The sequence below is a fragment of the Janthinobacterium sp. LS2A genome (assembly GCF_036543145.1).
In the GTDB taxonomy this organism is placed as follows: domain Bacteria; phylum Pseudomonadota; class Gammaproteobacteria; order Burkholderiales; family Burkholderiaceae_D; genus Janthinobacterium; species Janthinobacterium aestuarii.
On sequence record NZ_JAZHPB010000001.1, the window covers coordinates 129,940 to 155,521 of the forward strand.

The 25,582-nt window shown below is 61.2% G+C and carries 22 protein-coding genes and 2 tRNA genes; 17 read left to right on the forward strand and 7 right to left on the reverse strand.

What is annotated here, in order from left to right:
- Nucleotides 1-135: 135 nt before the first annotated feature.
- Nucleotides 136-1,248 (forward strand): acyltransferase family protein, encoded by a 1,113-nt coding sequence (locus V3C40_RS00620; protein WP_331776162.1) that lies wholly within the window; start codon nt 136-138, stop codon nt 1,246-1,248.
- Nucleotide 1,249: 1 nt separating this feature from the next.
- On the opposite strand, the gene V3C40_RS00625 is transcribed toward V3C40_RS00620, so the two are convergent.
- The gene (locus V3C40_RS00625; protein WP_331776163.1) at nt 1,250-1,714 is read right to left on the reverse strand and encodes a hypothetical protein; all 465 of its coding nucleotides are present in this window, start codon (nt 1,712-1,714) and stop codon (nt 1,250-1,252) included.
- A gap of 136 nt (nt 1,715-1,850) precedes the next feature.
- Here V3C40_RS00625 and V3C40_RS00630 point away from each other — a divergent pair.
- From V3C40_RS00630 to V3C40_RS00685, 12 genes are all read left to right on the forward strand, one after another.
- Nucleotides 1,851-1,927: transfer RNA gene (locus V3C40_RS00630), tRNA-Val, on the forward strand.
- A 63-nt stretch (nt 1,928-1,990) separates the two neighbouring features.
- Nucleotides 1,991-2,067, forward strand: a tRNA-Val gene (locus tag V3C40_RS00635).
- Between the two features lie 213 nt (nt 2,068-2,280).
- A complete protein-coding gene (gene thrS, locus V3C40_RS00640) occupies nt 2,281-4,188 on the forward strand; it encodes a threonine--tRNA ligase (RefSeq protein ID WP_034751987.1) in 1,908 nt (635 codons plus the stop codon).
- A 12-nt stretch (nt 4,189-4,200) separates the two neighbouring features.
- The gene (infC, locus tag V3C40_RS00645) at nt 4,201-4,761 is read left to right on the forward strand and encodes a translation initiation factor IF-3 (protein WP_205711303.1); all 561 of its coding nucleotides are present in this window, start codon (nt 4,201-4,203) and stop codon (nt 4,759-4,761) included.
- A 227-nt stretch (nt 4,762-4,988) separates the two neighbouring features.
- Complete coding sequence (gene rpmI / locus V3C40_RS00650) at nt 4,989-5,186, forward strand: 50S ribosomal protein L35 (protein WP_038493025.1); 198 nt, start codon at nt 4,989-4,991, stop codon at nt 5,184-5,186.
- Between the two features lie 26 nt (nt 5,187-5,212).
- Nucleotides 5,213-5,572 carry a 50S ribosomal protein L20 gene (gene rplT, locus V3C40_RS00655; RefSeq protein WP_010399214.1) on the forward strand — a complete coding sequence of 120 codons (360 nt, stop codon included), beginning with the start codon at nt 5,213-5,215 and terminating at the stop codon, nt 5,570-5,572.
- A 145-nt stretch (nt 5,573-5,717) separates the two neighbouring features.
- Nucleotides 5,718-6,734 carry a phenylalanine--tRNA ligase subunit alpha gene (pheS, locus tag V3C40_RS00660; RefSeq protein ID WP_034751917.1) on the forward strand — a complete coding sequence of 339 codons (1,017 nt, stop codon included), beginning with the start codon at nt 5,718-5,720 and terminating at the stop codon, nt 6,732-6,734.
- A 78-nt stretch (nt 6,735-6,812) separates the two neighbouring features.
- Nucleotides 6,813-9,239 (forward strand): phenylalanine--tRNA ligase subunit beta, encoded by a 2,427-nt coding sequence (gene pheT / locus V3C40_RS00665; protein ID WP_331776164.1) that lies wholly within the window; start codon nt 6,813-6,815, stop codon nt 9,237-9,239.
- A 170-nt stretch (nt 9,240-9,409) separates the two neighbouring features.
- The gene (locus V3C40_RS00670; RefSeq protein WP_010399205.1) at nt 9,410-9,757 is read left to right on the forward strand and encodes an integration host factor subunit alpha; all 348 of its coding nucleotides are present in this window, start codon (nt 9,410-9,412) and stop codon (nt 9,755-9,757) included.
- A gap of 10 nt (nt 9,758-9,767) precedes the next feature.
- The gene (locus V3C40_RS00675; RefSeq protein WP_034751915.1) at nt 9,768-10,172 is read left to right on the forward strand and encodes a MerR family transcriptional regulator; all 405 of its coding nucleotides are present in this window, start codon (nt 9,768-9,770) and stop codon (nt 10,170-10,172) included.
- A gap of 210 nt (nt 10,173-10,382) precedes the next feature.
- Nucleotides 10,383-11,015 carry a response regulator gene (locus V3C40_RS00680; RefSeq protein ID WP_010399201.1) on the forward strand — a complete coding sequence of 211 codons (633 nt, stop codon included), beginning with the start codon at nt 10,383-10,385 and terminating at the stop codon, nt 11,013-11,015.
- Nucleotides 11,016-11,159: 144 nt separating this feature from the next.
- Complete coding sequence (locus tag V3C40_RS00685) at nt 11,160-12,575, forward strand: sensor histidine kinase (protein ID WP_034751914.1); 1,416 nt, start codon at nt 11,160-11,162, stop codon at nt 12,573-12,575.
- A gap of 64 nt (nt 12,576-12,639) precedes the next feature.
- Here the strand turns inward: V3C40_RS00685 and V3C40_RS00690 are convergent, their stop codons facing one another.
- Complete coding sequence (locus V3C40_RS00690) at nt 12,640-13,449, reverse strand: Crp/Fnr family transcriptional regulator (RefSeq protein WP_034751913.1); 810 nt, start codon at nt 13,447-13,449, stop codon at nt 12,640-12,642.
- Nucleotides 13,450-13,674: 225 nt separating this feature from the next.
- Nucleotides 13,675-15,732 (reverse strand): methyl-accepting chemotaxis protein, encoded by a 2,058-nt coding sequence (locus V3C40_RS00695; RefSeq protein ID WP_331776165.1) that lies wholly within the window; start codon nt 15,730-15,732, stop codon nt 13,675-13,677.
- Nucleotides 15,733-15,918: 186 nt separating this feature from the next.
- Here V3C40_RS00695 and V3C40_RS00700 point away from each other — a divergent pair, with 186 nt between their 5' ends.
- The gene (locus tag V3C40_RS00700; protein WP_070304828.1) at nt 15,919-17,595 is read left to right on the forward strand and encodes a peptide chain release factor 3; all 1,677 of its coding nucleotides are present in this window, start codon (nt 15,919-15,921) and stop codon (nt 17,593-17,595) included.
- 122 nt (nt 17,596-17,717) lie between these two features.
- Here V3C40_RS00700 and V3C40_RS00705 read toward each other — a convergent pair whose 3' ends face one another.
- Nucleotides 17,718-19,610 carry a putative bifunctional diguanylate cyclase/phosphodiesterase gene (locus tag V3C40_RS00705; protein ID WP_331776166.1) on the reverse strand — a complete coding sequence of 631 codons (1,893 nt, stop codon included), beginning with the start codon at nt 19,608-19,610 and terminating at the stop codon, nt 17,718-17,720.
- Nucleotides 19,611-20,060: 450 nt separating this feature from the next.
- Here V3C40_RS00705 and V3C40_RS00710 point away from each other — a divergent pair, with 450 nt between their 5' ends.
- Together V3C40_RS00710 and rnk are read left to right on the forward strand one after the other, a co-directional pair.
- On the forward strand, nt 20,061-20,186 hold the full coding sequence (locus V3C40_RS00710; protein ID WP_331776167.1) for a hypothetical protein: 126 nt from the start codon (nt 20,061-20,063) through the stop codon (nt 20,184-20,186).
- Nucleotides 20,187-20,196: 10 nt separating this feature from the next.
- A complete protein-coding gene (gene rnk / locus V3C40_RS00715; protein WP_162835757.1) occupies nt 20,197-20,604 on the forward strand; it encodes a nucleoside diphosphate kinase regulator in 408 nt (135 codons plus the stop codon).
- A 50-nt stretch (nt 20,605-20,654) separates the two neighbouring features.
- Here rnk and V3C40_RS00720 read toward each other — a convergent pair whose 3' ends face one another.
- The 3 genes from V3C40_RS00720 to V3C40_RS00730 all read right to left on the reverse strand — a co-directional run bounded on the left by V3C40_RS00720 (nt 20,655) and on the right by V3C40_RS00730 (nt 22,912).
- Complete coding sequence (locus V3C40_RS00720; protein ID WP_175560449.1) at nt 20,655-21,683, reverse strand: transporter; 1,029 nt, start codon at nt 21,681-21,683, stop codon at nt 20,655-20,657.
- 107 nt (nt 21,684-21,790) lie between these two features.
- Nucleotides 21,791-22,486, reverse strand: coding sequence for a YXWGXW repeat-containing protein (locus V3C40_RS00725; protein ID WP_219327218.1), 696 nt, complete (start codon nt 22,484-22,486; stop codon nt 21,791-21,793).
- Between the two features lie 189 nt (nt 22,487-22,675).
- A complete protein-coding gene (locus tag V3C40_RS00730; RefSeq protein WP_331776168.1) occupies nt 22,676-22,912 on the reverse strand; it encodes a hypothetical protein in 237 nt (78 codons plus the stop codon).
- A gap of 332 nt (nt 22,913-23,244) precedes the next feature.
- Here V3C40_RS00730 and V3C40_RS00735 point away from each other — a divergent pair, with 332 nt between their 5' ends.
- Nucleotides 23,245-25,563, forward strand: a complete 2,319-nt coding sequence (locus V3C40_RS00735; RefSeq protein WP_331776169.1) for a hypothetical protein — start codon at nt 23,245-23,247, stop codon at nt 25,561-25,563.
- Nucleotides 25,564-25,582: the final 19 nt, after the last annotated feature.

Consider the following 25,582-nt stretch of genomic DNA (forward strand, 5'->3'; position numbering starts at 1 on the left):
TATTGTGTATCAGGGAAGGGAAAGCGGGGTCGGCATATTTTAGCGGGATTCGCCACAGCCTCTCGTAAAAATGTGCGCATCGTCGGGCCCGGCATGGCATGATCGGCGCCACCGTTGTTTTCCCTTGCCGATTCCATGCCCAGCACTTCCCATCCTTCCCGCCTTTACGGCCTCGATACCCTGCGTGCGCTGGCCATCGTACTCGTCTTCATGAACCATTATTTGCTGTTCGTCAGCGAGGGCGGGGCGTTCGGTTTCTGGGGCGAAATCGGCTGGACGGGCGTGGACCTGTTCTTTGCCCTCAGCGGCTACCTGATCGGCAACCAGATCTTTGCGGCCTTGCGCAGCGAGCACGGCTTTTCCTTGCCGCGTTTCTATGCGCGGCGCTTCCTGCGCACCTTGCCCAGTTTCTACGCCGTGCTGGCCCTGTATTACTTGTGGCCCGCGTTTCGCGGCGATAGCGCGTTATTGCCGCTGTGGAAATTCCTGACCTTTACGCAGAATATCAATCTGACGCCGGGTACGGCGTTTTCGCATGCGTGGTCGCTGTGCGTGGAAGAACAGTTCTACGTGCTGCTGCCGGCCGTGGCGCTGTTGATCGCCGCCTGCCGCAAGTCCCTGCTGTGGGCCTGGCTGGCCGTGGCCGCCAGCTTTATCGTCGGCATGCTGGTGCGCGCCTATTTGTGGGATGAGTATGTGCAAGTGCCGCGCGGCGGCCTTGGCTATTACAAGTATATTTATTACGCGTCGTGGTGTCGTTTCGACGAGCTGGTGGCGGGCGTGGCGCTGGCGCTGCTGAAGAATTACCATCCGGCCGCCTGGACGCGCCTGACATCCCATGGCAACCGCAGCTTGCTGGCCGGAATTGTCGGCACGGCGCTGATGTTTTATGTGTTCCTGAACGATCACTATGGCTACTGGGTGACGGTGTTCGGTTATCCGGCCCTGGCCGCCAGTTTTACCCTGCTGCTGATCGCGGCGCTCAGTCCAGCCAGCGCACTCTATCGACTGCGCGTGCCGGGCGCGGCCAGCCTGGCCCTGTGGTCGTATGCGATTTACTTGCTGCACAAGCAGCTGTGCATTTTATTGCGGCCCTATTTGCAAGACGTTGGCCATGGCGCCGATAGCCTCACAGCGATACTGGCCAGTATTGCTGCCAGCATCGCCACAGGCTGGCTTTTATATGCTTTGGTGGAAACGCCGTTCATGCGCTTGCGGGCGCGCTACGTTCCCGCCACCCACGCCTGATTTACATATCGATGACGTCGAGCCCGCGCGGCGTGCCCACCAGCAATTCCAGGATCGCATGCACGCGCAGATTCGTGTCCTCGTGTTCCGTGTTGAAGATCAGGTTGCGCAGGCCGGGCACGGCTTCCGTGATGTGGTCGCTGGCGTAGGCGTTGATCAATAACAAGACCAGGTCCGTGGCGCCTGCGCCGGGCTGACGCCGCAACCGGCCGTGGATCACGTTCAGCAGCGCACGCTGCATGCGCGGCGTGGGATTGGTGATGTAAGCGAAGACGCTCGGCGTGTTGGCGATGGCCGCGCAGATGCGCCGCTCGATCTCGTCGGGCTTCACGTCGGAGGCGATATCGAAATACGCGGCGTCCCAGCGCGTACGCGCGTACGGATGATGGGGCGGGAAGGAGTCGGCCGTTTCAAAACCGCAAATGCGGCTCAGGGTTTTCAGCCAAGTTAGTATGGTGGAATTCATGCCCCGATTCTAGCGGCATTCCGCATGCGCCGGGCCCTCTCCATATAAAGGAGGCTGACGCCCGGAGAATGATTAAAGTTTCCTGTAAAACAGCCCTTGTCATTCTGGGAAAGCCTCTCTATAATGCTGGTCTTCGGGGCGGTTAGTTCAGCTGGTTAGAATACTTGGTCGACATCCAAGGGGTCGGGGATTCGAATTCCTCACCGCCCACCAGAATTTGGCAGTAGATGGTTTTAAAGACGATTGCTGATGCAGTGATCGATAAAAAAGTTTTACGGGCGGTTAGTTCAGCTGGTTAGAATACTTGGTCGACATCCAAGGGGTCGGGGATTCGAATTCCTCACCGCCCACCAGAATGCAGTTAGAGAGAAAGGGTAAACCGGTTATGACACCGCGAACTACTACCAAGCTTTGGGAGTGACGCTAGTCGAACGGGTTTCCTTTGTCTCAAGAAAGTGAAAAACGCGGCTAGTCCGCGTTTTTTTGCGTCCGCGTTTTCCTTTCAGTTTTTCAGTCCACACCACATTGCAGTTTTACCTGGCGCCAGCGCCGATATGGAGATCAATATGCTTACAATCCGACTTCCCGATGGTTCCGCCCGTCAATTCGACGGTCCGGTCACCGTGGCCCAGGTTGCGGCCAATATTGGTACCGGCCTGGCCAAGGCTGCCTTGGCCGGCAAGGTCGATGGCAAGCTGGTCGATACTTCCTATCTGATCGAGCAAGACGCGGAACTGGCGATCGTGACGGACAAGGACGCCGATGGCCTGGAAGTGATCCGCCACTCGACGGCCCACTTGCTGGCGTATGCCGTAAAGGAATTGTTCCCCGACGCGCAAGTGACCATCGGTCCCGTGATCGACAACGGTTTTTACTATGACTTCGCCTACAAGCGTCCGTTCACGCCCGAAGATCTGATCGCGATCGAAAAGAAAATGGCGGAACTGGCCAAGAAGGATGAGCAAGTCACGCGCAAGGTTGTCGCGCGCGACGAAGCCATCGAGTACTTCAAAGGCATCGGCGAAGCGTACAAGGCTGAACTGATCGGTTCGATCCCGGCCGACCAGGAAGTGTCGCTGTATTCCGAAGGCAAGTTCACGGATTTGTGCCGCGGCCCGCACGTGCCATCGACGGGCAAGCTGAAAGTGTTCAAGCTGATGAAGCTGGCCGGCGCCTACTGGCGCGGCGACTCGAAAAACGAGATGCTGCAGCGTATCTATGGCACGGCCTGGGCCAAGAAGGAAGATCAGGAACTGTATTTGCACAACCTGGAAGAGGCGGAAAAGCGCGATCACCGCAAATTGGGCAAGCAGCTCGATTTCTTCCATTTCCAGGAAGAAGCGCCAGGCTTGATCTTCTGGCATCCGAAAGGCTGGTCGATCTGGCAGCAAGTCGAGCAATACATGCGCAATGTGTACCAGGTCAACGGCTATCAGGAAGTCAAGGCGCCGCAAATTCTCGACCGTGGCCTGTGGGAAAAAACGGGCCACTGGGACAATTACCGTGAAAACATGTTCATCACGGAATCGGAAAACCGCGCCTATGCGCTGAAGCCGATGAATTGCCCTGGCCATATCCAGATTTTCAACAATGGCATGCGCAGCTACCGCGACCTGCCATTGCGCTACGGCGAATTCGGTCAATGTCACCGCAACGAACCGTCGGGCGCCTTGCACGGCATGATGCGCGTGCGCGGCTTTACGCAGGATGACGGCCACATCTTCTGCCTGGAAGAGCAGATCGCCGGCGAAGTGACGGCGTTCCACCAGCAGGCGATGGATGTGTACACGGCTTTCGGCTTCACGAATATCGATGTGAAACTGGCTTTGCGTCCTGATAACCGCATCGGCACGGAAGAGTCGTGGGATTTCGCCGAGGAATCCCTGCGTTCGGCCCTGCGCGCCTGCGGCGTGGAATGGACGGAATTGCCGGGCGAGGGCGCGTTCTACGGTCCGAAGATCGAATACCACCTGAAGGATAGCCTGGGCCGCGCATGGCAAGTGGGCACCGTGCAGATCGATCCGTCGATGCCGGGCCGCCTGGGTGCCGAATATGTGGCCGTGGACAATACGCGCCAGGTGCCGATCATGCTGCACCGCGCGATCGTCGGTTCGCTGGAACGTTTCATCGGCATCCTGATCGAACACTATGCGGGCGCCATGCCGTTGTGGCTGTCGCCGGTGCAAGTGTCGGTGTTGAATATTTCCGACGCTCAAGCCGACTATGTACAGGAAGTTACAACAAAACTGCGCAAAGCAGGGCTGCGCGTACAGGCTGATTTGCGTAACGAGAAGATTACCTATAAAATACGTGAACATTCCGTACAAAAATTGCCTTACATCTTAGTGATTGGCGACAAAGAGCGGGATGCGAATACAGTGGCCGTGCGGGCGCGGGGCAATGTCGATCTGGGCGTGATGTCCGTCGATGCCCTGATAGAGCGACTCAAACATGAAGTCGACACCAAGGCCTGACGAGGAAACTCGCTGCACGACCGTCTTACAAGATTTTTAAAGGAAATTACAATAGCTACTGACAAGTCACATCGCATCAATGGCGAAATCACTGCCCCTGAAATGCGTTTAAGCGGGGTCGATAACGAGCCACTCGGTATCGTAAGTTTGGCTGAAGCCTTCCGCCTGGCGGAAGAGGCAAACGTCGATCTGGTGGAAATTGCGCCTACCGCGCAGCCACCGGTGTGCCGTTTGATGGACTACGGCAAATTTAAGTATTCGGAGCAAAAGAAAGCTCACGAAGCCAAATTGAAGCAAAAGATCATCCTCGTGAAGGAAGTCAAATTCCGTCCGGGGACTGATGATGGTGACTACAATATCAAGTTGCGTAATCTCATCAAGTTCCTTGAAGATGGCGATAAAACCAAGATCACCTTGCGTTTCCGCGGTCGGGAGATGGCGCATCAGGATATTGGCTTCCGCATGCTGGAACGTCTGAAAGCCGATCTGGAGCCGTATGGCCAGGTTGAGCAGTTCCCGAAGATGGAAGGCCGCCAAATGATCATGGTTCTTTCGCCTAAGAAGAAGAAGTAAGATACAATAGCGTTTTACTGTGGATCGACGTGGTTTGTGCCTGCATGGGTGCGACACCAGATTCCAGGCAGAATTTGCGCGGCCCGGTCAGCAATGCCCGGGCCGCGTGAACTGTAGTGGACTCGCATCCGCTGCACAACATGTGAAAGCAGGCATCTAAGCGCAGCGTCGTGTTGCCACCTGCAATCCTGTTATAAATGGAGCTGTCCGTAAGAGGACAGATTGCTATGCCTAAAATGAAGACCAAAAGCTCCGCGAAAAAACGTTTTCGCGTGCGTCCAGGTGGAACAGTCAAGTCGGGTCACGCGTTCAAACGCCACATCCTGACCAAGAAAACCACCAAAAACAAACGTCAGTTGCGCGGTACCCGTAACATCAACGCATCGGATGTCACATCCGTCATGCGCATGATGCCGACTGCTTAATCTCACACTCAATTTAAGGAGTTACTATGCCTAGAGTAAAACGTGGGGTTACAGCTCGTGCCCGTCATAAGAAGATTCTTGTTCAAGCTAAAGGCTACCGTGGTCGCCGCAGCCGTGTATACCGTGTTGCCAAGCAAGCAGTTATGCGCGCTGGCCAATACGCTTACCGCGATCGCCGCAACAAGAAGCGCGTTTTCCGCCGCCTGTGGATCGCCCGTATCAACGCCGCTTCCCGTGAGCATGGCGTAACGTACAGCGTATTCATGAACGGCTTGAAAAAAGCAAATATCGAACTGGACCGTAAAGTCCTGGCCGATATGGCTGTGATGGACAAGCCAGCATTCGCTGCGATTGTCAACGCAGTTAAAGCAAAAATCGCTGCGTAAGCATCGGTCATTGCACAACGTCATCCGTAGGGTGACGTCATAAAGAGCGGGGCAGGGGTGTGAACCTTATGCCCCGTTTCCGTTTTTGATTGTTGGACTTTTGCTAATCGAGTCCAGAATTGATGTCCAAAACAGGAAATGCCGCATGAACTCCCTAGAAGAACTCGTCGTCTCGGCCCAGGCTGACTTTATCGCCGCCGCAGACGCTGCCGCACTTGAAAACGCCAAAGCCCGCTACCTGGGCAAGACTGGCCAGATTACCGAAATGATGAAGGGCCTGGGCAAGCTGGACCCGGACGCGCGCAAGGCGCAGGGCGCCCTGATCAACGCCGTCAAAGTGCAGATCGAAGACGCGCTGACGGCGCGCCGTGATGCGCTGGCCGATGCCCAGATGCAAGGCCGTCTGAACGCCGAGGCGATCGACGTGACCCTGCCAGGCCGTGGCCGCATGCCAGGCGGCATCCATCCCGTGATGCGCACGTGGGAGCGGGTCGAGGAAATCTTCCGCTCCATCGGTTTCGACGTGGCCGACGGCCCTGAAATCGAAAACGACTGGACCAACTTCACGGCGCTCAACAGCCCGGAAAACCACCCAGCCCGTTCCATGCAAGACACGTTCTACATCGATGGCAACGACACCGATGGCAAGCCCTTGCTGCTGCGCACCCACACGAGCCCGATGCAGGTGCGCTATGCGCGCACGCATACGCCGCCGATCAAGGTCATCGCGCCGGGCCGCACCTACCGCGTCGACAGCGACGCCACCCATTCGCCCATGTTCCACCAGGTCGAAGGCCTGTGGATCGCCGAAGACATCAGCTTTGCCGACCTGAAGGGCGTGTACCTGAATTTCGTCAAGGCCTTCTTCGAGACAGATGACCTGCAGGTGCGCTTCCGTCCATCGTACTTCCCGTTCACGGAACCGTCGGCCGAGATCGACATCGCCTTTGGCTCCGGCCCGTTGAAGGGCCGCTGGCTGGAAGTGTCGGGCGCCGGCCAGGTGCATCCGACCGTGGTGAAGAACTTCGGCCTCGATCCCGAGAAATTCATCGGTTTCGCTTTCGGCTCCGGCCTGGAACGCTTGACGATGCTGCGTTACGGCATCAACGACCTGCGCCTGTTCTATGAAGGCGACTTGCGTTTCTTGAAGCAATTCAACTAAGCGTTGTTCCGTTTGATTCATGGCGCTTGAGCGCCTGTGCGCTCGCGCTGTGAGCTTTGACCCTTTGAAGGCTTGATTATGCAATTTTCCGAAAACTGGCTCCGTACCATGGTCGATCCGAAGATGACTTCGGACGAACTGGCCCATCTGCTGACCATGTCCGGTCTCGAAGTCGAAGACGTCGATCCTGTCGCGCCCCCGTTCTCGAACGTGGTGGTGGGTCTGGTCCTTGAGATGGAAAAACATCCGAACGCGGACCGCCTGAATGTATGCCAGGTCGACGTCGGCACGGGCACCATGCTCAACATCGTCTGCGGCGCGCCGAACGTGCGCCCGGGCTTGAAAGTCGTCTGCGCGATGGCCGGCGCCGTGCTGCCGCCTGGCGCCGATGGCAAGCCGTTTGAAATCAAGGTGGGCCAGCTGCGCGGCGTCGAGTCGCAAGGCATGCTGTGCTCCGCGCGCGAATTGAAATTGTCGGAAGAAAACGCCGGCTTGATGGAATTGCCGGACGACGCGCCGATCGGCCAGAACTTCCGCGATTACTTTGCGCTCAACGACTTGAAATTCACCATCAAGTTGACGCCAAACAAGGCGGACTGCCTGTCCGTGCTGGGCGTGGCGCGCGAAGTGTCGGCACTCACGGGCGTGCCCCTGAATGCGCCGCAGTTCCGCACCGTGCCTGTTTCCAGCGACGAAATCCTGCCCGTGAAAGTCAGCGCGCCGGACCTGTGCGGCCGTTTCACCGGCCGCGTCATCCGCGGCTTGAATGCCAAGGCAGCCACGCCGGACTGGATGAGGCAGCGCCTCGAGCGCAGCGGCCAGCGTCCGCTGTCGGCCCTGGTCGATATCTCGAACTATGTCATGCTGGAACTGGGCCGTCCCAGCCACGTGTTTGACCTGGCCAAGATCCACGGCAGCCTCGACGTGCGTTGGGGCAAGGCGGGCGAATCCGTCAAGCTGTTGAACGGCAATACCATCGCCGTCGACGAGTGGATCGGCGTCATTGCTGACGATAAAGAAATCGAATCCTTGGCCGGCATCATGGGCGGCGACGCCAGTTCCGTGTCGGATGATACGGACAGCATTTATCTGGAAGCGGCATTCTGGTGGCCGAACGCCATTCAAGGCCGCGCGCGCCGTTTGAATTTCTCGACCGATGCGGCGCACCGCTTCGAGCGCGGCGTCGATTTCGCCACCACCGTCGAGCACATCGAGCGCATCACGGCGCTGATCGTGGAAATCTGCGGCACGCCAGCGACCACCGTCGGCCCCGTCGACGACCACGTGGTGAACTTGCCGCAACGCCAGCCCGTATCGATGCGCACGGCGCGCGCGCAAAAAGTCATCGGCGTGCCGCTCAACGATGAGCTGATTGCCGATATCTTTACGCGCCTGGCCCTGCCATACACCTTGGCGGACGGCGTGTTTTCCGTGACCTCGCCCAGCTACCGTTTCGACATCGAGATCGAGGAAGACCTGATCGAGGAAGTGGCGCGCGTGTACGGTTTTGAAAACATCCCGACCTTGCCGCCCGTGGCCGCGAACGTGATGCAGATTGCACCGGAAAATACCCGCTCCTTGTTTGCGGTACGTCATGAACTGGCCGACCTGGGCTTCCAGGAAGTGGTTAACATGAGCTTTGTCGATACGGCATGGGAGCGCGATTTCTCGGGCAACACGAATCCGATCAAATTGCAGAACCCGATCGCCAGCCAGATGAGCGTGATGCGCTCCTCGCTGATCGGCAGCCTGATCGCCAATGTGCGCTACAACCTGAACCGCAAGACGAACCGCGTGCGCATCTTCGAAGTGGGCGCCATCTACCAGCGCGACGACAGCGTGGAAAACGGCCCGTTGTCGGTGGCTGGCTACGCCCAGCCGAAGCGCGTGGCTGCCATGGCCTACGGCGCGGTTGCCGACGAGCAGTGGGGCCAGGCCGCACGCACGGTCGACTTCTTCGACGTGAAGGCGGACCTGGAAGCGCTGTTCGCGCCGCTGGTCTTGCGTTTCACCAAGGCGGAGCATCCGGCACTGCATCCGGGCCGTTCGGCCAACGTGGAGCTCGATGGCAAGGTCATCGGTTTCATCGGCGAATTGCACCCGCGCTGGATGCAAAAGTATGACTTGCCGCTGGCACCCGTGCTGTTCGAAGTCGACGCCGCTGCCTTGACGCAAAGAGTCGTGCCCGCATACCAGGAAATCTCGAAATTCCCTGGCGCCAGCCGCGACCTGGCCGTGGTCGTCAAGCAATCGGTGGCCGTGCAGGATCTGCTCGACAGCTTCCACGCGGCAGCGAAGGCGAGCCCGGCAGCGCGTATCGTGCAAGCCATTGTTTTATTTGATGAATATCGTGGAAAAGGTCTGGAAGCGGATGAAAAAAGCCTTGCTTTCCGGATTAGCTTGCAAGATACTCAAAACACCCTGCAAGACGATGTCGTCGATGGCCTGATGGCTGTCCTGATCGATGCTGCCAAGCAGGGCCACGACGCGAAACTGCGTTCGTAATTATCGGACTGGCCGTCGCCTTGCGTGACGGTCTTTCCGTCGTCAATCGTAGACGAGCTTGCCATGTGGCGAGCTCGGGCGCACAGAAAAGGCAGGGCAGGAAAATTAATAACAGCGACGTTGATTCCGCCGTACTGCAATCCGCACTGGCCGCCGATTTGCATCGGGCCATGCTGGTTGCCAAAGTGCGCCAGGAAGCGGAAAAAGATTTACCGACCTTGACCAAGGCGGAACTGGCCGAACTGTTGTTCGAGCAAGTGGGCCTGAACAAGCGCGAAGCGAAGGATATGGTCGAGACCTTTTTCGACGAAATCCGCAACGCGCTCGAGCGTGGCGAGGCCGTCAAGTTGTCCGGTTTCGGCAATTTCCAGTTGCGCGACAAGCCGCAGCGGCCGGGCCGCAATCCGAAGACGGGCGAAGAGATCCCCATCACGGCGCGCCGTGTCGTGACCTTCCATGCGAGCCAGAAGCTGAAAAGCATGGTCGAAGAGACCAGTCCGCTGGCACGTGCTGCCTGAGTGAGTGGCGATGAACGAGCGCATCAGTAAAACCGAGTTGATCGCCTTGCCGCCCATTCCGGCGAAACGCTATTTCACGATCGGCGAGGTGAGCGAGTTGTGCGGCGTCAAACCGCACGTACTGCGCTACTGGGAGCAGGAGTTTTCCCAGCTCAAACCGGTCAAGCGACGTGGCAACCGCCGTTATTATCAGCACCATGAGGTGCTGCTGATACGCCGCATCCGCGAATTGCTGTACGAGCAGGGCTTTACCATCAGCGGCGCGCGCAACAAGCTCGACAGCCGCGGCGCCTCGCATGGCATCGCCGACGAGCTGCCAGTGCTGCCGGCCATGCCTGCCGTGCCGCAGGAAGCGCCGCTGGACCGCGTGTGGATACGCAATGAATTAATGGCGATTTTAAACTTGCTAAAATAAGATTTGTACCAATATAGGTGGGGTTGTCCGTTAGCGGTTGGCCAAGTTGACTATACTGCATGGATGCTCCGCCTTGGCGTTGACGCTACCGTACGGCGCGCCATATTTTGAATATAATGTTAATGTTGCGTTTTTGTTAGTGACGCTGAACCGGAGCAGCGTTCAGGTTCCGGTAGTCTTTCCCAGGCCAGGAAAATTTAAGGGGAAACAATGATACGCGTTGCCATTTGTGATGATCACCAAATAGTACGAGCTGGATTCAAACAGATTTTTTCGTCTTCTGACGATTTCAGTGTGGTGGCGGAAGCCGGTACGGGGCGCGAAGCGCTCGATATCGCCCGCCGCGAAATTTGCGATGTATTGCTGCTCGATATAGCCATGCCCGATCAAAGCGGCATCGATACCTTGCGCACGATCCGCCAGGGCCAGCCGGAATTGCCCGTGCTGATACTCAGCGGCTATCCCGCGCAGCAGTACGCGCTGAACCTGTTCAAGATGGGCGCGAACGGCTATCTGAACAAGGAATGCGAAGCCGACGAGCTGATGACGGCCGTGCGCACCGTATTCCAGGGACGCCGCTATGTCAGCTCGACCGTGGGCGAATTGCTGGCGCAGTCGTTTGACCGCGACACGAATGCCGCGCTGCATACGGAATTGTCGGACCGCGAGTTCCAGGTCTTCCTGCGCCTGGCGCGTGGTGCCACCGTGTCCGATATCGGCGTGGCCTTATCGCTGAGCATCAAGACGGTCAGTACCTACCGTACGCGCATCATGGAAAAAATGGGCTTGCAATCTAACAGCGACTTGACCTATTACGCAATGAAAAACAATTTGCTTGACTAGCGCTGCGGTGCGATCATTGAAACATGATCGCTCAGCCAGCTAGCCAGCACGACTTGTGCAGTGCAGCAGTTTGTGGCGAGGACTATAATTGGCCGGCGCCGGCGCTCTCTCCCGCGCCGAACCTTGCTAAGGATGCACATCAGGATGTATTTCACCGCTGAACCGGCCCCGAATCACCGCCTGCCCCTGTACAAGACGATTCTGTGCGTGACGTGCGCCTTGTTGCTTGTACTTAATGGCTTCAGTCTTTATCACAACCTGCAGTCGCTGAAGGGCACGAATGCCTTGCTCAGCCAGAGCGCCCGTGTGGCCGACCGCCTGCAGTATTTGAATGTGCTCGTGCTCGATGCGGAAAGCAGCTTGCGCGGCTATTTCATTTCCGGCTCCGAAACCTATCTGGGGCCGTCGAAGACCGCCACCACCGAAATCGAAAACGAATTCAACGAGCTGCAAACCTTGCTCGCGGGCAGTCCCACCCAGCTGAAAAACCTGGGTCAGCTGAAAAGCTTGATCCGGCGCAAGATGTCGATGTTGCAACAGTCAATCGACGTCTACAAGCAGGGCGGGCTGGCCGAGATCGTCAACATTTCCCGCGTCACCGATGACCGCGCCACGATGGACGAGATCCGCCTGCAGGTGGTGATCATGACGCGCGAGCAGAACGAAGCGCTGTCGACCGGCAGCGCCGCCTTTTATCATGAGTACCAGAAAGCCGTGCTGCTCGGCATCGGCATCAATGCCTTGGCCATCCTCGTGCTGATCATGTTTTACCAGCTGGTGCGGCGCAGCTTCCAGAACCGCGCGGCCGTCGAGTATGCATTGCAAAATGCTAACGACACCCTGGAATCGACGGTCAGCAAGCGTACCGAGCAGTTATCCGTGCTGTCGCGTCATTTGATCAGCGTCAATGAAGTGGAAAAAGCGCGGCTGGCGCGTGAGCTGCACGATGAGCTGGGCGCCAACTTGACATCGATCAGCATGGACTTGGGCGCCGTCACGCAGCAACTGGCGCACACGCAGCCGGAACTGGCGACGCAATTGCGCCGTGCCAAGGCGACCTTGCTGGAAACGGTGGAACTCAAGCGCCGCATCGTCGAGGATTTACGCCCGAGTCTGTTGGACAACCTGGGCCTGTGCGCCGCCATCGAAAGCTATTGCGAGGATTTTGCGCGCATGAGCTCGGTTCGTTGCGAAACGGACGTGGCCATCAATATCGACAACCGCGAGGCTACCCTGACGATTGCCCTGTTCCGTATCGTGCAGGAATCGCTGACGAATATCATGAAATATGCGCGTGCCGGCATGGTCAGCGTGACTTTGAAACGCAACGAACACGGCCTGGTGCTGCGCGTGATCGACGACGGCATCGGCATCACGGAAGCTGCGCTGCAAAAACCGATGTCGCACGGCTTGCTCGGTATGCGCGAACGGGCTTTGCTGCTGGGCGGTACTCTCACCGTGCGCCAGGGACCGGAAGGCAAGGGGACATGCGTGGAAGCCGTGATTCCGCTGCCGCTGACGCCGGAGCCGGAAGACATCGACGCGGATATCGAAGCGTAATTTTCTTTGAGATAAAAAAATGGCCGGGCATGCAGCCCGGCCATTTTTTATTTATCTTGCAGGATCAGCAGCGGGAAACGTCGCGCAGCAAGCGGTCGTATTCCGTCTTGGCCACTTTGTAGCACTCGCCCGCATAGCATTCCAGGCCGGCGCGGTCCAGCACCGTGATATTGCCGCGGCGATAGTGGATCAAGCCTTCTTCCTGCAGCTTGCCGGCGGCGGCCGTGATGCTTTCGCGGCGCACGCCCAGCATGATCGAGATCAACTCTTGCGTCACTTTCAATTCATTCGATGGCGAACGGTCCAGGCGGTCCAGCAGCCAGCGGCACAGCTTTTGTTCGATCGAGCTGTGGCGGCCGCCGACGGCGTTCTGCGCCATTTGCGCAAACAGGGCGTTGGTGTAGCGCATCAGCAGCTGGGGCAGGGCGCCGCCTTGATTGAAGGCGTCGCGCAGGCTTTGCGTTTTCAGGCGGTAGCCGTAGCCGGCGCTTTGCACGACGGCCGTGCACATGGCGCGCTCGCCTGCCAGCAGCGAGGCACCGGCGACGCCTTCATGGCCGACGACGGCGATTTCCGTCGTGGCGCCATCTTCCATCACGTACAGCAGCGAAATGATGGCGGTGGTAGGGAAGTAGCTGTATTCCAGGTTGTTACCGTAAGCATACAGTTCCTTGCCGAAAGGCAGCTCCACCAGTTCCAGGTCTTCGAACAGCGATTCAAGCGCGGCGCGCGGCAGGGCGGCCAGCAATTCATTCTGTTGGGCACTGCTGAGGCTAACCCGCGACGCAAGCTTGATTTCCCGTCCGGCCGCCGGCATGGCGCGCGGCAGCAACTGGTTCTTCTGGACCGGGGTGCTAAGTTGAGTTTGGTTCATAGTATTCCTCACAGGCTTTTTACATCGGAGTGCGACTGCCGCGTTGCTGGTCAAAGAAGCTGCCGTTCTCATGTGATAACGGCGTTTTGTTCGACCGCGCGGTGCAGATCGCGATGTAGCTACTTTAAAAGCTTATGTAAGTGGCGAACATAAGATTAGCAGTCGCCACTTTGTAGTCTCATTTGAGGCGGAATTGTAGTCCTTGTCCTACGTGCACACTTTTGACTAGCTAGCCTTGCGCCGTTCCGCGCGATTTTGTGATATGACGCGCGGTTTGTTGGCGCTCCACAGACCGGCCGGACGCACGCTGGGCAAGCCGTCGCGCACGGCTGCGGCTGGCGCCAGGCGCGGGTTTGGCGTCTCGTGCTCGCCCAGGCGGAAGCGGCTGACGGCCTGCGTCAGCGCTTCGCCTTCCTGGTGCAGGCGCTGCGAACCGGCGCGCGCCTCGTCGACCAGGCCCGCGTTCTGGCGCGTCATGTCGTCGATTTGCGCCAGCGCCTGGTTGATGCGGGCGATCTCGCCATTCTGCTCGGCGCCGGCGCTGCTGATGCGTCCGATCACCACGGCCACCTGCTGCACGGCGTCGACCACTTGCCGCATGGTGTTGCCGGCCGCATTGACGAGGTCGCCGCCGGCATCCACGGTGGCGACGGAATCGCCGATCAGGCGCTTGATTTCCAGCGCCGCCTCGTTCGAGCGCTGGGCCAGGCTGCGCACTTCGGAGGCGACGACGGCAAAGCCGCGTCCTTGCTCGCCGGCTCTAGCCGCTTCGACGGCCGCGTTCAGGGCCAGGATATTCGTCTGGAAGGCGATGCCGTTGATGACGCCGATGATGTCGACGATCTTGTGCGAGCTGGCCTTGATCGAGGCCATGGTGTCGACCACGGCGCCCACGGTCTGGCCGCCGCGCAGGGCCACGTCGGCCGCCGTCGCCACCAATGTGCGGCCCTGTCCTACATGTGCCTCGTTGCGGCCCACGGTGGCCGTCAGCTCGCGCATCGAGTCCACGGTGGCGCCCAGTGCATCGGCCTGCGTGGCCGTGTGGCCGGACAGGGCGGCGTTGCCCTGGGCGATATCGGCGCCGGCCGCCGCGATGACGGCCGCGCCGCCGCGGATTTCCTGCACCAGGGTGGCCAGGCCGTGCGTCATGGCGCCGAAGTCGCGCACCAGGTCGCCGATCTCGTCGTGCGCCTGCGAAGTGATGCGCTGCGACAGGTCGCCCGCCGCCGCCGCGCCGACGGCCACGCGCAATTGCGTCACGTCGCGCGCGAACGCGGCATAAAAGCCCGCGCACAGGTAGGCGGCGGCCAGCAGCACCAGCAGCATGGCGGCCAGGATCAGGGCGCGGCGCGCCTCGTCGCGGGCGATGCGTTGCGCCAGCAAATCGTCCAGGGCGCCGGCGGAAGCGCCGGACAGCGCCTGCAGGGCGTCGATCGCCTGCATGCCGGCCGCATGGAATTGCGCGCCCGACGTCTGGTCGTAGGAATTCGTCACTTCGTTTTTCGTGCGTTCGAGGAAAGCCAGCGCGGCTGGCACGGCTTTCAGGGCCGGCTGCACGCTGGCGCGCAATTCCGGCCGGGTGGCGAGGATTTCGTCGAAGCGGGCCGGCAGGCGTTCCAGTTCGTGGCGCGCGATCAGCGCGTTGGCGTTGACGAGCTGATCTTCATTCGCTTCGAACAGGCCCGTGTCGATGTAGGCGGCGCCGCGCCCGGCGATGTCCGACAGGCTTTCGGCCAGGTCGGGCAGGGTGGCGGTGAAGACGGCGCTCAGGTGGTTGGCGCCCGCGTCCGGGTCCAGGCTCAGGTGCGAACGGTCGGCCACCAGCTGGCCCAGTTTCGCCGCCTGGCGCAGCAGCGCCGTATGCGCCGCGTAGCTGTCGCGCGCCGCGAGACCGGCCTGGCGGCCCAGCAGGGCTTGCCACTGTTTCGTCAGCTCGGCCGCCTGCGGCAGGCCGGCGCCGGCCGGCAGACGCGCCAGGGCCGCCAGCGCGGCCGTGATGCGTGTGTTCAGGGCCGTGTTGTCCATGCCCGCCTTGCCGCTCAGACGCAAGTGTTCGAGGCCGCGCCGCTGCTGCAGCAGTCGTGTGCCTTCCTGCAGCTGGCGCACATAGGCCACGCCCCGCTGCGCATCCTGCGCCTGGGCCAGCGATTTGCCCAGCTCCGAGATCAGCAGGGTGGTCGCCAGCGCCAACGGCAGCAGGAAGACCAGGCAGACAAGCATGAATTTGGGCAGCAGGCGCAAGCGCTGCATGAGTCGGATGGCGGGGGTGAGGAGGATTTTCATCGGGTTTCCAGGGTAGGGTGACAACATTTCTGCAGTGCAATGTTGCCTGCGGATTGTGACCCCTTGATGAAGTGCGCCCTGATGCGGTCATTTTTGCCGTTCGCCAGAGTGAAGCAGTTCACACGGAAGGCCGATCCTTCTGTAAAATCGAGGGTTTTTTGCGAGGGCCATATTATGGTCACCAATATGGCCAACGAGAACGACATCACTACCCCCGATTCCAGCGACAACGCGGACATCGCCGCAGCGCCAGCGAGCAGCAAGGCGCCGGCCGTGATCGCGCGCGAAGTGCAGCGCCGCCGCACCTTCGGCATCATTTCCCACCCGGATGCCGGTAAGACCACCCTGACGGAAAAACTGCTGCTGTTCTCGGGCGCGATCCAGATGGCCGGTACCGTCAAGGCGCGTAAATCGGGCCGCCACGCGACCTCGGACTGGATGGAGATCGAGAAGCAGCGCGGCATTTCCGTCGCTTCCTCGGTGATGCAGTTCGAATTCCGCGACCACGTCGTCAACCTGCTCGACACCCCCGGCCACCAGGACTTCTCGGAAGATACCTACCGCGTGCTGACGGCGGTCGACTCTGCGCTGATGGTGATCGATGCGGCCAAGGGCGTGGAAGCGCAGACGATCAAGCTGCTGGCTGTGTGCCGCATGCGCAATACGCCGATCGTCACCTTCATGAACAAGATGGACCGCGAAACGCGCGATCCGCTGGACCTGCTCGACGAACTCGAATCCGTGCTGAAGATCCAGTGCGCGCCCGTCACCTGGCCTATCGGCATGGGCAAGAACTTCCGCGGCGTGTACCACCTGCTGAACGACGAGATCATGCTGTTCAAGGCCGGTGAAGAGAAGGCCGACGGCGCCTTTGAAATCATCAAGGGCATCGACAACCCGCGCCTGCAGGAGATGTTCCCGCTCGAGATGGACCAGCTGCGCATGGAAGTGGAACTGGTGCATGGCGCATCGAACCCGTTCAACCTGGAGGAATTCCTCTCCGGCGTGCAGACGCCCGTGTTCTTCGGTTCGGCCATCAACAACTTCGGCGTGCGCGAGATCCTGTCCGCGCTGGTCGACTGGGCGCCGGCGCCGCGCGAGCGCGATGCGACCGTGCGTTCGGTGGCCCCGTCCGAGCAGCCATTTACCGGTTTCGTCTTCAAGATCCAGGCGAACATGGACCCGGCCCACCGCGACCGCATCGCCTTCTTGCGCGTGTGCTCGGGACGTTTCGAGCGCGGCATGAAGGTCAAGCATTTGCGCCTGGGGCGCGAGATCAAGGTGTCGAACGTGGTGACCTTCATGGCTTCCTCGCGCGAACAGGTGGAAGAAGCGTACGCGGGCGACATCATCGGCTTGCCGAACCACGGCAACATGCAGATCGGCGACAGTTTTTCCGAAGGCGAGATGCTGACCTTTACGGGCATCCCGTATTTTGCTCCGGACTTCTTCCGCTCCGTGCGCATCCGCAATCCGCTGAAGATCAAGCAGCTGCACAAGGGCTTGCAGCAGCTGGGCGAAGAGGGCGCGGTGCAAGTCTTCAAACCGGTGCAGGGCGGCGAACTGGTACTGGGCGCCGTCGGCGTGCTGCAGTTCGAAGTGGTGGCGAGCCGCTTGCTCAACGAGTATGGCGTCGATGCCGTGTTCGAAGGCACGAGCATCAGCAGCGCGCGCTGGGTCAGCTGCGACGACAAGCGCATCCTGCAGGACTTTGAAAACGCGCTGGGCCACAACGTGGCCTACGATGCGGCCGGCAACATGGCCTACCTGGCCACGTCGGGCGTCAACCTGCGCTTGACGGAAGAGCGCTGGCCGAAGCTGAAATTCCACGCGACGCGCGAGCATTCGGCGAAATTGGCTTGATGTAGCGTGGTGATGTCGGGTTACGCGCTTTGCGCTAACCCGACCTACGCCGACCTACCTGTTCATGGCGTAGGTCGGATTAGGCCAACGGCCGTAATCCGACAACCATCGTTGGCGGTAACTCAAGCCGGCAAGATCGTGCGCGTGCTCCAGTCGCGCCGCTCCAGCAGCAATGCCGTCAGCTGCGCCGCCGTCATCGGGCGCGCGAAGAAAAAGCCCTGCACGTTGTCGCAGCCCGCTGTCCGCAAAAACTCCACCTGCCGCAAGGTTTCCACGCCCTCGGCCACCACTTTCAGATGCAGGCTGTGCGCCATGGCGATGATGGCCGTGACGATGGCTTCGCCTTCGCCGGGCAGGTCGTGCACGAAGCTGCGGTCGATTTTCAATTGGTCGATCGGCAGGCGCTTCAGGTAGGACATCGACGAATAGCCGGTGCCGAAATCGTCGATCGACAGATGGATGCCCGTTTCCTGCAGGCGCCGCATCAATTCCACGTTGGCGTGGATATTGTCCATCAAGACCCCTTCCGTGATTTCCAGCTCCAGCAAGCCATGCGGCAGCTGCGTTTCGTCCAGGATGGCGCGGATGTCGTCCATCAGGCCCGGGTCGCGCGCCTGGCAAGCTGACAGGTTGACGGCCACGTGCTCGAGCGAATCGAGCAGGCCCGCCTTGCACCAGACGGCCGCCTGGCGGCAGGCGCTTTGCAGCACCCAGCGTCCCAGGTCGACGATGATGCCGCTTTCTTCGGCCACGGGGATGAATTCGGCAGGACTCAGCTGGCCCATCTCGCGGCAGTTCCAGCGTATCAGCGCTTCCACGCCGACGATGCGCCCGCTGCGCAAGTCGATCTGCGGCTGGTAGTGCAGATACAGTTCCTCGTTTTGCAGCGCGCGGCGCAGGTTCGCTTCCATGCGCAGGCGGCGCTGGGCGCGCAATTCCATTTCGGCCTTGAAAACGGCGTAGCGGTTCTTGCCCTGGTGCTTGGCGTGGTACATGGCCGTATCGGCATTGCGCGTCAGGGTGGCCACGTCCTGCGCGTCGAACGGATACAGGCTCACGCCGATGCTCGCGCTGACATACAGCTGGTGGCCTTCGAGATCGAACGGCGCGGCCAGCACGGCGAGGATCTTGCGCGCCACGCTGGCCATTTCCGAGGCGTCGTCGGCCGGTTCGACGATGACGACGAATTCATCGCCGCCGATGCGGCAGATGATGTCGGTGCCGCGCAGGATGGCCACCAGGCGCTCGGCGACGAGCTTGAGCAGCTGGTCGCCGCAGTGGTGGCCCAGCGTATCGTTGACTACCTTGAAGTTGTCCAGGTCCAGCAGCAGCAGGCCTACGCTGCTGTCCTGGCGGTCGGCGCGCGCCAGCGCGTAGGCCAGGGCGTCGTTGAATTCATGGCGGTTCGGCAGTTGCGTGACGGAGTCGACGTGGGCCAGGTAGTGCAGATGGTTTTCCGCATGCTGGGCCGCGGTGCGCGTGCGGCGCACCATCAGGAACGTCAGGCCGAACGCGCACAGGCAGACCAGCACGGTGAAGGCGGCAAATTGCGCCAGGCTGGCGTACAGCGGCGCCAGGCTGGCGCGCAGGTAGAGCGCGCCGCCGCCGGGCAGGGTCTTCAATATCGCGGCGCTGCCGTCCAGGTAATCGAGATGCAGGCCGTTGCGCGGCGCCGCCGGCACGGCGTCGTTGCCGCTGCGCGCGTAGCGGGCAAACGGTGTGCCATAGGGGCTGTAGAGCAGGGCTTGCCGGATATGCGGGGCGGCGGCGAGGGGAGCGAGCAGTTGTTGTGCCGCGAGACGATTGTCTTCGCGCATGGCCTGGGTGGCGGCGGGTGCCAGCATGTCGGCCTGGATGTGCAGGTTGCGCTGGAAGGATTCCTGAAGGGAAAACAATTGGAAGAGGATCAGCAGCAGGCTGGCCGTGGCCAGCATGGCCGCCGCGGCCAGCAAGTTCAGCCGGGCTATCCGGTCGCCGCGTAATTGCACGGACGGCAGTATCAATGGCGTCATCATGACGCTTCTTCCTGCCGGCCCCGCCTGCCGCCGCCCCGTGTGATCACGCCTCGCCCTGCCATACTTTACGTTCCAGTCTGATGAAAACCGAAGTGAGCCGGAACTCTCAACGTGTTGCCAAGTGTTGCTAAGGCCGACATATTGTCATTTTGCAGCGTGAAAGTACAGGGCGTGCGGCAATTTATATCCATGCGGCACACCGGTGGCAGCAGGCAAGGCGACAAGACAGGCGGAAAAGGCGGACGTGTCTTTCTAATAATAATTCATGCTGAATTTTAATCCTTTTTTTGCCCGCCGTTTTTTTTCTCTTAAAACAATGCTGATAGTAAACAAAATACCAGCAAGAACTTCAATGCACCCGGCCATCGCGGCACGGATAAACTTTTTGACTATATCAGCCATTGCAAGTCATTGATTTTTATAAATTTTAATGAAGAATGCGAGAACGCTATGGCCTTGCTCCGCGAGTTCGTCCATAATCCGCTGATGATGGACGTCCTGATGCTGTTTGTTTTGTCTGCCGCGGCCAAGTCAGCAGCCGCCAGTAAAGCCGGACGCCGCCCTGATGATCAATAGTGAGGATATCTTGGAAAAAAAACCAAAAATTATTTTGTCGTCACAAGACCTGGAACGACTGGAAGCGTTGTTGTATGCCTTGGGTAATAACTTATCGCCGGACAAGGCCGCCTTGCTCGATGAGCTGGGCCGCGCCGAGGTGCTCGAGCCGCAAGAGATTCCACCGACCGTCGTGACGATGAATTCCACCGTGCGCTTCACGGTGGAAAACAAGGAGGAATTCTGCCTGACGCTCGTGTATCCGAAGGACGTGGAAGGCCAGGCCGACCGTATTTCCGTGCTGGCGCCCGTCGGCAGCGCGCTGCTGGGCCTGTCCGTTGGCGACAGCATCGCCTGGCCCATGCCGGGCGGCGTAGTCAAAGTCAAGATCGAGGAAATCGTTTACCAGCCTGAACGGGCCGGCGAATACCACCGATAAGCAGTGACGGCGGACGGCGCCTGCCGTTCGCCTGCCAGGCCGTGCCGGACTTAACTGTTTCGCTGCACGCGCACCACCAGCCATCCCGCCACGACCGTGAACGTGACGATGATGGCGACGATGATCCAGAAGCCCTGCGGGTGCTGGGCCAGCGGAATGCCCCCCACATTCATGCCCAGCATGCCGGCGATGATATTGATCGGCAAGGCCAGCACGGTGACGATGGTCAGCACGAACAGGCTGCGGCTGTTTTCCTCGTTGACGCTGGCGGCGATCTCTTCCTGCAGCAGCTTGATGCGTTCCTGTAGCGAAGACATATCGCTGAGTACGACGGAGAATTCCTCCGTCGACTGGCGCAGTTCCAGGCTGTCGAGCTCCGACACCCACGATGGCGGGCGTTGCAGCAGGCGGAACAGGGCAGCCGGTTCCGGCGCCAGCAGGCGTTGCAGCCGCACCAGCACGCGCCGCATGGCGCCCAGATCTTCGCGTTTCGGCACCAGGCGCCCCGCCAGCAAGTGATCCTCGATATCGTCGACCCGCGCCACGGCGTCGCGCACGATGTTGACCAGCACGTCCGCCTGGTCGCGCAGCAGATGGATCAGCAATTCCACCGACGAGCGTATCGGCTCGTGGTTCTTGATGACGGCCTGGCGCAGGCGTTCGATCGACTGCAGCGGCGCGCGGCGCGCCGTGATGACGAGGTTTTGCGCCACGCTGGCCCACATGGTGGATATGTCGGACGCCTCAAACGAGAAGTTGTGCACCACATCGTTGACCACGGCGATCAGGGTGTTTTCCGCCTGTTCGATGCGCGTGGAACGGGAACCCTGGTGCAGGGTTTCATAGAATTCATCGGCCAGCTGCGTGTGCGTCATCAGCCATTTTTCGCTGGCCGCATGCGACAAATTGAAATGCAGCCAGACGAATTCCTGCGCCGGGCGCGCCGCGCCATCGGCCAGCCAGGCCAGCGCCGCCGTCGAGTCGAGCGCCAGCGGCTGCCCGTCGCGGCCAAACAGGAAGCCCCAGACCAGGCCCGAGGTGTCCGAGCCGTAGGTAAAACCGGCAGTTTCCATCGCCATCGTGAATCTTTCTCGTGCAGTGTGATTGATCGTCGCGCGATGTTAATACACGGATGTGTCGGGAAAATGACAAGGCCACCGCGAGGGGTGGCCTTGGTGTCCGCTGCTTAATAGCGGCGGGGATTATCTGGCCGGCGGTCATCGCGGTTTGGGACCCCGTCGCCATCGCGGTCGTGGCGGTTGCCATTGTCGCGGTCATAGCGGTTGGGGATGCCATCGCGGTCGCGGTCGCCGTTCGGACCGCGCGACCAGCGGCCTTGCTCCATCTGCCAGCGGCCGTCGCGCTGGTTCCAGGCGGGCGGCGCATACACGTAGCCGCGGCGTTCGGCGATCCATACGCCTGGCGTCCAGGCGTAGCGCTGGCCGCGCCATTCCCAGTGGCCGGGTGCCCAGACGTAGCCGTGGCGGGCGCGCGGGATGGCTTCGCGGCGCGGTGGCGGCGGGGCGATGCGGATGTCGTCATAGCGCACGGGCTGCACTTGCGCGGCGACCCAGCCGCCACGGTCCAGGCGCCAGCGGTTGTTCTCCTGTATCCAGGCGGCGCGGCGGTACTGGTTGCCGCCCCGTTCGCGCAGCCATTCGCCGCCGGTCCAGACGTGGCGCTGGCCATCCCAGTTCCAGTAGCCTGGCGCCCAGACATAGCCGGCGCGCGGCGCTGGCGCGCTTTCAAACCGTGGCGGAGGCGGGGCGTCGCCGATGACAATGCTGACGCCGAGCTGATTCTGTGCCATCGCTTGCGCAGGCAGGAAGGCCGCGGTGCTGATGGCAAGCATGGCTGCTGCGTAGAGTGTGATGGGTTTCATGATGTGCTCCATTTCGGTGATTGCTTGAAATGGACTATAGGCGCTTGCAGGCGGGCAGATCGCCTTTGATTCAACTTATTACAATTGACACAATGCTGGGTGTCCGTGTATCCGTGGCAGATACAAATGGCGGCCTGGCGCGGCGGTATTCAAACTGGCGCCAGGCGGCGTGGTGTCAGCATAGTTGGCTCACAGGGTGCTGGCGGTGGCGTTGCCCAGCAAGGCTTGCCGTTCTTCGATCAGCGAGATTTTCTTTTCCTGTTCCGTCAGGCGTTTGGCGCTGACCACCACGACGGGGCTGGCGTTCGCTTGCGCAGCAGCGGCGGTTTGTGCGGCCTGTGGCTGGTTGAAGCTGGCATAGCTGGCGCCGCAGGCGATGGCGACGGCGACGGTAAAGATGGCTTCCATATTTTTCAGCGTTTTCATGATCGTTCCTTTCGGGTGGCGGGTGGGTATGCATGCACTGTAGCCATGCGCGGGCCGGCGCGCCATGCGCATGCGACCAGCCGTGGTTTTGGCGGGATGGCCTGCAAAAAAACGGCGCTGAAATGCCTGCGCGCGGCGCGGGCAGGCGACGGCTTGAATTGAGGCCTAATTAGCCCTGTATCCGCGCATATGAATGCAATTGCCCTATGGCATTATCTGATGCTGCGCACTGCTGTGCCCATGCCGTGCGCGGCAAGTGAGGCCCGGCTATCCTGCTAGAATCGGCATGGCAGCCGTGTTGCGCACACCATTATTCTCATCAGGAGTCACACATGTTCCAATTGTTTGGTTTTGGCGGCGCCCGCTGCCCGCGCTGCGAGCACAAGAACGGCGCCGCCGCCGGCTATTGCGCGCAATGCGGCTTGTCGCTGGGCGCCCCCGACAGCGACGCGGTGCTGCATGCCAATCAATGGCATCTTGCTGATGGGCAACTGGCCCTGTTCTTTGGCGTGCGCGAACTGTCCTCGCTGTTCGGCAGCGCCGCGCGCCGCCTGCGGGTGCCTGCCGAGTCGCGCGCCTGGATCGTGCAATCGGACGCTTTCACCTTGATACCGGCTGGCGATTACGACAGCGCCGCCTTCTTTGCGCGCCTGCCCGCGCTGCTGCCGGCGCGCCCGGCCGAAGTGCTGATCGCGCGCGCCGACGCCATCAGCCTGGAATTCGACCTGCCGGCCCTGGCCAGCACGGAGTTGCTCAATGTCGCCGCGTCCTTGCGTGTCGACATCGCGCTGGGCCAGCCCGACGCGTTTGCGCGCCAGTTCATGCGCGCGCCGGGCGCCGTCACGCGCGCCCATTTGCACGCCTTGCTGCTGCCATCCGTGCGCCAGATCGCGCTGGAATTCATCGGCAGCCGCGCGCTGCGCGAAATGGACGCGAATGCCGACCTGCGGCCCGAATTGAATGAACGCCTGCAATCGGCGCTGACGCAGCGCCTGGCGCCCAGCGGCCTGGCCGTGGCGCGCGTGGAAACGCTGAGCCTGCGGCACGACAAGCGTGAGGGCGACGCAGGAGCCAGCATCGGCACCCTGTGGCTGGGCGGTTTGCCGGCGCAAGAACTGGAGCAGCACAGCCTGGAACGCATGAAGCAGCTCGACCAGTTGTATGACGAGGAAGAGTGGCAGCGCATCCGCCGCGAGGAACTGGCGGCGCGCCACGCGCACCGCCGCGCCGAGCTACGGCAGGATGCGACGGTGGAAAAGGCGGAGCTGAACCACCAGGAAGCGGAGCGCCTGCAAGCGCTGCGCGGGCGCCAGATCGACCTGTATGGCCGCATCCTGGAAGCGAAATCGCGACGCCAGGCGCTCGACCATGGCGCCGCGCTGGCGCTGGGCGAGCTGGAACAGGAACTGGCGCAGAAGGGCGCGCAGCGGGCCGATGAAGCGGCCAACTGGGAGCACGTGCGGGCGCTGGCCGCCATCAAGATGCGCAGCGAGCTGGAACTGTCGCAGCTGCACGGGCGCGAGCAGATCCAGCTGGCGCAGCAGCGCTTTACGCATCAGGTGCATTTGCAGTCGATCGCGCAGCAAGTGGAAAGCGCGCTGCTGATCGACGATGAGACGGGCCGCCGCACGCAGCTGGCGCGCCTGCGCCAGGCGGAAGCGGATGCGGCCCAGCGCGAGGCGCAGCTGGAGGCGGAGCAGCACCAGGCCGCGTGGCAGGGGCTGATGCTGGCGAATGCGGCGCGCAAGCGCGAAGCGGAGCGGGTGCAGGAGTGGGAAGACCAGATGCAGCTGGCGCGCCAGCGCGAATTGCTGCGCGCCGAAGCGCACAAGGATGAAGCGGCCCAGGTGCAGGCGGCGGAAATCGCGGAAAAAGTGTCGGCGCTGCGGCGCGGCGGCGCGCGCGAAGACGCCATCGCGCAGCAGGAAAAGCTGCTGCGCACCATCGAGGCCGACGGCGTGCACGCGTGCCAGCTGCAGCAGCAAACGCAGCTGGCGCAGCTCGACGCGCTGGCCATCGAGGAGCAGCGCCAGCAGCTGCGCCAGCTGGAACAGGAAGCGCAATGGCAGCGCGACTTGCTGGCCATGGCGCAGCAGCGCGAAAGCGATTACGCGCGCTGGAAAGGTGAGTATGAAGCCCTGCTGGCGCAACAGGCGCATGCGGCCGAACTGGCGCGCATCGACATCGACCGCATCGAGAAAATCGGTTCGCTGAGCGACACGGGCAAGGTAGCCATGGCCGCCGGGCAGAATGCGGCCGTGCTGGCGCAAGTGCTGAAAACGCAGCTGCAGGCAGGCATGAGCGCCGAGCAGATCCACGCGCTGGCCGCGCTGGCGGCGGCCGAGAACAGCGCCGCGCCGCTGGACGCCATGCGCATGGCGCAGGACAGCGTGGCGCAGGAGCGCAGCTACCTGGAAGGCCAAGCGGAACGCGAACGACGCCAGCAGCTCGACCTGATCAACCTGCAGAACGCGGCGCACGCGCATGGCCTGTCGGCGCAGGCGCAGCTGGGCGTGGCCGTGGCGCAGGCGCTGCAGCCGGGCGCCGCCACCGCAGCAGCGCCGGCCCGCTGCAAGAACGGCCACGCGCAGCGCGCGGGCCATCCGGAAGATAAATTCTGCGCCGCCTGCGGCGTCGCCTTGCAGCCTTGATGGAAGCGTTTTACCCCAG